At 71.4% G+C, this 6387-nt stretch carries 9 protein-coding genes; 3 read left to right on the top strand and 6 right to left on the bottom strand.

The window, feature by feature from the left end:
* Positions 1-364: serine/threonine protein phosphatase (locus tag VFW24_13715; protein ID HEX5267821.1), on the top strand; the 364-nt coding region annotated here is incomplete at its 5' end.
* 49 nt (positions 365-413) lie between these two features.
* On the opposite strand, the gene VFW24_13710 is transcribed toward VFW24_13715, so the two are convergent.
* Complete coding sequence (locus VFW24_13710; protein HEX5267820.1) at positions 414-731, bottom strand: hypothetical protein; 318 nt, start codon at positions 729-731, stop codon at positions 414-416.
* A gap of 30 nt (positions 732-761) precedes the next feature.
* The gene (locus VFW24_13705; protein ID HEX5267819.1) at positions 762-1004 is read right to left on the bottom strand and encodes a hypothetical protein; all 243 of its coding nucleotides are present in this window, start codon (positions 1002-1004) and stop codon (positions 762-764) included.
* A 119-nt stretch (positions 1005-1123) separates the two neighbouring features.
* Here VFW24_13705 and cynS point away from each other — a divergent pair, with 119 nt between their 5' ends.
* Entirely contained in the window at positions 1124-1567 is a 444-nt protein-coding gene (cynS, locus tag VFW24_13700) for a cyanase (GenBank protein HEX5267818.1), read from the top strand.
* Between the two features lie 3 nt (positions 1568-1570).
* Here the strand turns inward: cynS and VFW24_13695 are convergent, their stop codons facing one another.
* The 4 genes from VFW24_13695 to VFW24_13680 form a co-directional block, all read right to left on the bottom strand.
* On the bottom strand, positions 1571-2392 hold the full coding sequence (locus VFW24_13695; GenBank protein ID HEX5267817.1) for an ABC transporter permease: 822 nt from the start codon (positions 2390-2392) through the stop codon (positions 1571-1573).
* A 999-nt stretch (positions 2393-3391) separates the two neighbouring features.
* Positions 3392-4249 (bottom strand): phytanoyl-CoA dioxygenase family protein, encoded by an 858-nt coding sequence (locus VFW24_13690; GenBank protein HEX5267816.1) that lies wholly within the window; start codon positions 4247-4249, stop codon positions 3392-3394.
* Positions 4246-4536, bottom strand: coding sequence for a hypothetical protein (locus VFW24_13685; GenBank protein ID HEX5267815.1), 291 nt, complete (start codon positions 4534-4536; stop codon positions 4246-4248). Before VFW24_13685 ends, VFW24_13690 begins: the two co-directional genes overlap by 4 nt.
* A 106-nt stretch (positions 4537-4642) precedes the next feature.
* The gene (locus tag VFW24_13680; protein HEX5267814.1) at positions 4643-5149 is read right to left on the bottom strand and encodes a DinB family protein; all 507 of its coding nucleotides are present in this window, start codon (positions 5147-5149) and stop codon (positions 4643-4645) included.
* Positions 5150-5575: 426 nt separating this feature from the next.
* Here VFW24_13680 and VFW24_13675 point away from each other — a divergent pair, with 426 nt between their 5' ends.
* The gene (locus VFW24_13675; GenBank protein HEX5267813.1) at positions 5576-6019 is read left to right on the top strand and encodes a hypothetical protein; all 444 of its coding nucleotides are present in this window, start codon (positions 5576-5578) and stop codon (positions 6017-6019) included.
* The last annotated feature ends 368 nt before the right edge of the window (positions 6020-6387 follow it).

The raw sequence follows: 6387 nt of genomic DNA, 5'->3' as shown, positions 1-6387 counted from the left end.
CCTGTGGCGGGACCAGACGCTGAGTCAACTCACCCATGACCACACCCTCATGGCGGAACTGGTTCGCCACGGGCAGCTGAGCGAGAAGGAGGCTCTCGAACACCCTCAACGCGGGGTGCTCACCCGGGCCCTGGGCGTCGGACCCGACGTCGAGCTCGACAGCGCCGTTCACCCGACCATGGCGGGGGACCGATTCCTCCTGTGCACCGATGGACTGTTCACCGAGGTGCCCCCCGAGGAGATCGCCTCCTTGATGGCCGATGGCGGGGCCATCCAGACGGTCGCTGACGCCCTGGTCGAGCTGGCCCTGTCCCGAGGAGGCCGGGACAACGTGTCGGTCGTGGTGGCCGAGGTGTCGGCCTGAGTAGTCGCACCTCAGGTACCCGGCCGAGGAGCGATGGGTACCGTGCGATTCAGGCGCCCCTCGGTTGCGGCGGAAGGGGGATGGGACAGCTCGGGCCCAACGCCTCGTTGATGGCGTCGTCGACATCGGTGAGGAAGGTGGCGTGGAACCGGTTGACCGTGTTGGACAGGCCGACCGTCGCACAGATCTCGATGAGCTGCTTCACGTCGAAGTGCTGCGCCAGATCCCCGTACAGCTCGTCGGTTATCGGCCGCATGAGGGTCGACGCCTGCGAGTAGCGGACGATGGCCGCCTCCTCGGCATCGAAGACACCCTCCGGAAGGGGATCATCGGCCAGGTGGGTGATCTTCTCGTCACTGATTCCCACGCTCCGACCGAGCATGATGTGGGCCGGAACTCAGTAGTGGCAGCTGTTGACGACCGACGCGGTGAGGTAGGCCAGCTCCCGCTGCTTGGGGGTGATCGTCGAAGCCGGGCTGTAGACGATCTGGCCACCCGTGCGCATGGACTCCGGATGGTTGGCCATGGCCCGGAACACGTTGGGCGCGCCTTGAGCGGATCCGGTCATCCTCACCAGGATCTCGCGGACGGCGGGATCCAACGCCGCGTCGTTCGGGTCCACCAGCGGTATGCGAGCCACGAACCGAACCTAGCGAGGAGCCCGAATCGTGGTCAATCAGGACCCGCCGCCCGGATCAGAGCGGTGACATGGCATAGTCCGTGGACCGAGCGGGGTGACACAGGAGGGAGGGGCGGAACATGAATCGCGCCGAGTGCACCGAGGTGATCCTCGAGACCAAGCGCACCAAGGGGGTCACGTTCCAGGAGCTGGCCGACAAGGTCGGCCGCCACGTCGTCTGGACCACGGCCGCCGTCATGGGACAGGCCACGATGGATGCGGCCGAGGCCGAGGCGCTGGCCGGGGTGCTGGGGCTGGGCGCCGAGGTGGTCGGTGCGCTCCAGCAGGTTCCCACCAAGGGATCGCTGCCCGGCCCGGTCCCGGTCGATCCGCTCGTGTACCGGCTCCACGAGATCACCCAGGTCTACGGAACCACGATCAAGGCCGTCATCCACGAGAAGTTCGGGGACGGGATCATGAGCGCCATCGACTTCGAGCTCGACATCGAGCGGATCCCCGACCCGAAGGGTGACCGCGTCCAGATCACCTACAGCGGAAAGTTCCTGCCCTACCGCAAGTGGTAGGGATCACTCGGCCCGCAGGAACCCCACCGCCGGCGTCCGGGCGGCGATCCGTCCCGGGACCGCCGCCACCACGTTGGCCAGCACGATGGCGGCGACGCCGATCAGCACCAGCCACATCCCGGGCACGGTCGGGCTGGGCACGGCGTGGATCTCCCCGGCAAACAGGTCCCACAGCGCCCGGCCCAGTGCCACCCCGACGGGGAGGCCGACGATCGTGCCCAGGAGGACGGCCACGCTGGACTGCCATGCCGCGGTGGCGGCCAGCTGCCGGGCGGTGAAGCCCAGGGTGCGCAGCACGGCCAGCTCCCGCCGGCGGCGGCGCACCGACGCCACCAGGGCCAGGGTGAGCGCGATCACCGCCCCCAGGGCCAGGGCGGCGCCGAGCAGCGCCGGCGTGGTGCCGAGCGAGCGGTAGTTCACGATCTCGGCCGGCCGCAGGACCGGCCCCACGAAGACCCCGAAGTTGAAGGTGTTGGACGTCGCCTGGGCAATCTGCTGCAGCGACCGCTGGGCGGCGGCACGGTTTGCCCCCGGGCGGAGGTTCACGAAGACGGACTCCGGGCCGGGGGTCGGATCGTTGAACGGGTTCTTGAGGGCGGCGGGGATGAGGTTGTCCGGAAGGACCGCTCCCGTGCCCATCTCGAGATGGGGTCCCGGGCCCCCGATGGTCGGCATGGTGGCCGTGCCCACGATGCGCAGCTGCGTCGCCGCGCCGGTGCCGCTCGAGACCGAGACCGTGTCTCCAACCTGCTTGTGCAGCTGGGCGAGGGTGATGGCCCCGAACACGACCTGGTCGACGTCCTCCAGGCGGTGCCCGGACAGCACCGGGGCTCTCGCCGATCACCGGCACGGCCTGGCCGTCGATGGTCAGGTTGTAGAAGTAGGCGGCCGACCAGGCCTGCACCGAGGAGTCGTTGTCGAGGAGCCGGGTGACCTGAGCCCCGGGCATGTTCCCCTGCCCGCCCCCGGTGACGAGGATGGCGTCCCAGTTCCACCCGTACAGGCGGGGATGAGAGACCAGGACCCGGAGGCTCGAGCCGAACACCGTCGTGCCCGCCACGGCGGCCACGGCCAGGGCGGCGCCGAGGATGGCCGAGCGCACGGGAACGGCCTCCCGCCCCGCCCGGGGCTCGAGGGCGATGCCCGCCAGGGCCACCAGCAGCACGCCGGCCCCTCCGCCGAGGACGGTCCAGTCGAACGACCAGCCGGCGCCGGGATCGACCCGGCGGACGGGCCCGAGGAGCGCCAGAGGCGAGAGAGCGGCGCCCACGCCGACGGCGAGGGTGATGCCGACCACCACGGCCCCGAGGATCCCCGGGAGCTCGCCGATCGTCGTGGCGGCGGGAGCGGCACCGACGGCGCGGAGGACGGACCGCTCGCTCCTCGTGGCGCGGATCTGGCGCCCGATGAGCTGGGTGGCGATGAGCAGGGCGGCCAGGACCCCGATCGCCCCGAAGACCCCGAGGGCGATCGACTCGGGCTTGATGGCCCGTTCGGCCTTGGCCACGTTGTCGGCCACGAGCTGCGGTGGAGGGAAGGCCGGCAGGAGATGCTGCACCGCCTGGTCCACGGATTGGACGTCGTTGCCGCCACCCGGTCCGGCGCCGCCGGAACGTGGTCCGGAACCGGTACCACGCCACGGCCAGCAGGGGTCGGCCCACAGGAGCAGTGTGGAGACTCCGGCCCCGCCGGCCAAGGAGGACACCCCGCCTGCCCGGTTGGTGCCAACACGACCTGCCCGCCCGCGACCAGATCAGGACGCCGGGCTCAGCTCCGCCCGGCGGGGCCGATCCGGGAGCTTTGGGCCCATATGACCGCCGCCGGTCAGGTGCGGGCGCGCCCCTCGGGGGTGGTGGCGCTGAACCCGACGGTGCCGTGCCCCGGGAGCACGGCCTCGATGGGATCGCGCAGGTCGTCGATGTAGCCCAGGGCGTAGGCGCCGCGGGCGTAGCCCATCAGCCGCAGCAGGTCCACGGGGAGGGTCGCGGCCACCTCCCGGGGCACCGACAGGTACTGGTTCTCCTCCTGGCGGAGCCAGGCCAGGGCGTAGGTGACGTTTACCCCGACGCGGGTTTCGTCGGTGCGGTTGGCGCCCCCGCCGTGGTAGACGCTGCCGGAGTAGACGAGGACCGAGCCCCGCTCCATCTCGGCCGGGACCGTGTCCGCCGGCCCGAAGGACAGGCGGTCCTCGGCGGAGTTGCTCCCCGGCACCACCCGGGTGGCGCCGTTGTCCTCGGTGAAGTCGGTCAGGGCCCAGATGGTGTTGCACTGGACCTCGTATCCGGGAGGGAAGGCGAAGAAGTCGAAGGCCCACTGGTCCCGGTGGACGGGCTGGGCGGGGGAGTCGGGCCCGATGGCGATGGCCTGGGTCAGGTGGAGCTGGAAGTTGGTGGCGTGGGCCAGGAACCTCCCCGCCGTGGCCAGGATCAGCGGATCCATGACCAGCTGCCGACTGGTGGGGGAGCGGGCGATCAGCGCCCCGGTCCGGCGGGTGTTGAGGCCGCTGAAGGCGTCGGGGCCGGTCACGGTGGCCTCCAGGCTGGGCGCCAGCTCCTCGGCCACCCGGTCGAGCAGGCCGGCCGGCGCCAGCCGGTCGATGATCACCGCGCCGTCCCTACCGAGCACCTCGGCCACGGCGTCCGCGTCCGCGCCGGCGGGGAGGTGGGTCAGCGACGCGCTCACGTGGTCCCCGCTCTCTCGGGCAGGCGAGCGACTCCGCGGCCGGAAAGGCTGGCGAGCACGTCGGGGCGGTGGGCCAGCAGTCCGGCCAGATCGAGGGCGCGACCTTCTACCTCGGGTCCGGTCCCGGCCGACCAGTCGACGTCGGTGGCCACGAGCCGGACGCCCCGATGAGGCGGGCCGTGGAAGGCCCAGCGGGCCGCCAACCGGTCCACCCGGTAGAGCTGGCGCAGCACGGCACGGGCCACGTCCGGGCTCACCTCGCTGGTCTGGCCGAGCGGTCTCAGCATGTCGTCGCCGTGCTCTGCGTTGTCCCTCCACCAGCTCCCAGCGCTCCCGCCTGGCCATGGCCTCCTCCGTCGAGCCGTCGGCCACATTCTGTCGGCGCTCGGGTCGTCAGTCGCCAACCCGGCCGTCGACGGCCTCGCGCATCAGGTCGAGATGGCCGGCATGGCGCGCCGTCTCCTCGATCATGTGGACCAGCACCCAGCGCAGGCTGACCCGCCCCCTCATCGGGGTCTCACGGGCGCTGAGGGCGTCGAGGCCGGGTGCGGCGTCGGTCACCGCCCGGGACTCGGATACCTGGGCCCGGTAGAAGTCCCGGATCGTCTCCACCGTGTCCCCCGGGCCGATGGCGAACTCCAGGGAGTCGTCATCGCCCTCCAGCATCTCGACGTCCCGGCCGGCGTAGATCTCCTGGAACCAGCCCCGCTCCACCCAGGCCAGGTGCTTGACCACGCCGAGCTGGCTCAGGCCGCTCGGGGTCATGCTCCGGCTGGCGTCCTCCCGGCCGAGACCGTGGATCTTGTTCTCGACGACCCCCCGATACCAGTCGAGGGTCCCGGTCAGGGTCGTGCGCTCGTCGCTCCGCGCGCCGAGCAGATCGTCGCCGTCGTCGCCCACCACCCGACGGTACCTGCGGGCGGATCGGGGCGCGCCGGGCTGAGGCGGGGTCCGCCCGACGGGGCGGCCAGGGGGGAGGTTCAGGCGGCGGGGCGGGTGGATGCGGTGGCGGTTGGCCGGGGAGCCCGGCGGGACCGCTCGCGGCGGGGGCGCTCCATCACGGCGGTACGGGGGCCGGGGACCGGCTCGTCCGTCGCGAGGGCGTCCAGCGCCTCGTCGATCAACCGAAGGATCTCGTCACACCTTCTCGAGCCATACACCTCAGCCTCCTTGCCACGGGAGAGCGGACATGGATTCCGCTTCCTTGCCAGAACGTGTCATCGGCAGGGCCCCACCGGGAACTTGAGGGGGATGCCCTACCCCCCATTTCTCATCCCGGAGGGCAATGACGCCGATTTCACCGGGGTGGCCCGTAGAATCGTGGCGATGAAGGCACTGAGCGTGCTCGGACGGTCGATGGCGGCCGTGGCCCTCTTGGCCGTGGTCCTCCTGTCGACGGGCGCCGCCGCCTCGGCCACGCCCGGGGTCGACCCGTTCAAGCCCGTTCCGGTCGCCTCCGGCCCGGGCGGCTCGGCGAGCACCGGCTCGGGGTCCTCGGCCACGACCGCGAGTTCGGGGACGGGCTCGTCGGCCGGGACCAGCAGCGGCACCGGCACCTCGACGGGCTCGAGCACCGCCACCAGCACCACGCCCCCGAGCGCCACCCCCTCGCCCGGGAGCGCCACGCCCGTCAACAACGGCAGCCTGGCGGTGACCGGCGCCCACACCATGGCCACCTTCCTGCTCGGGCTGTTCGCCATATTCGTCGGCATGCCGATGGTGCGCGCCGGCCGGCGTCGCTGGGACGCGCGGCACTGGCCCGCCTGCTGACCTGGACGACTCAAAGTAACGGGACGACGCAAAGTAAGAGGAAGCCAAGGTAAGAGGCTTCTCGCCAACCGAGTCGTGGAACAGCCGATTGCTTGACCGCAGGCTGGTGTGGCCCTCACAATCGCCGCAGGCGGCGTAAGAGACGGTGAGGTCGGCGGATGGGGCAGGAGAGGGGTAGGCCTTCGTTCTGCCTCGCGCGCCTCAGGCCGTCCCGGAGCTCTGGTGAGGATCTTGTAAGCATCGTCAGTGGATCGCTGCGCGCCACCGACACCGTGAACCGCCGCGGCTCCGACGTGCTGATCGCCATCCCGGGGGACGCGACGACCGCGCGCGCGGCCGTCGACCGCATCCTGGCGACCCGGAGCCGG

Source organism: Acidimicrobiales bacterium, assembly GCA_036273495.1.
Taxonomy (GTDB): domain Bacteria; phylum Actinomycetota; class Acidimicrobiia; order Acidimicrobiales; family JAJPHE01; genus DASSEU01.
The sequence above is the reverse complement of the archived record's forward strand: the minus strand, read 5'-3'. Positions and strand labels throughout refer to the sequence as shown.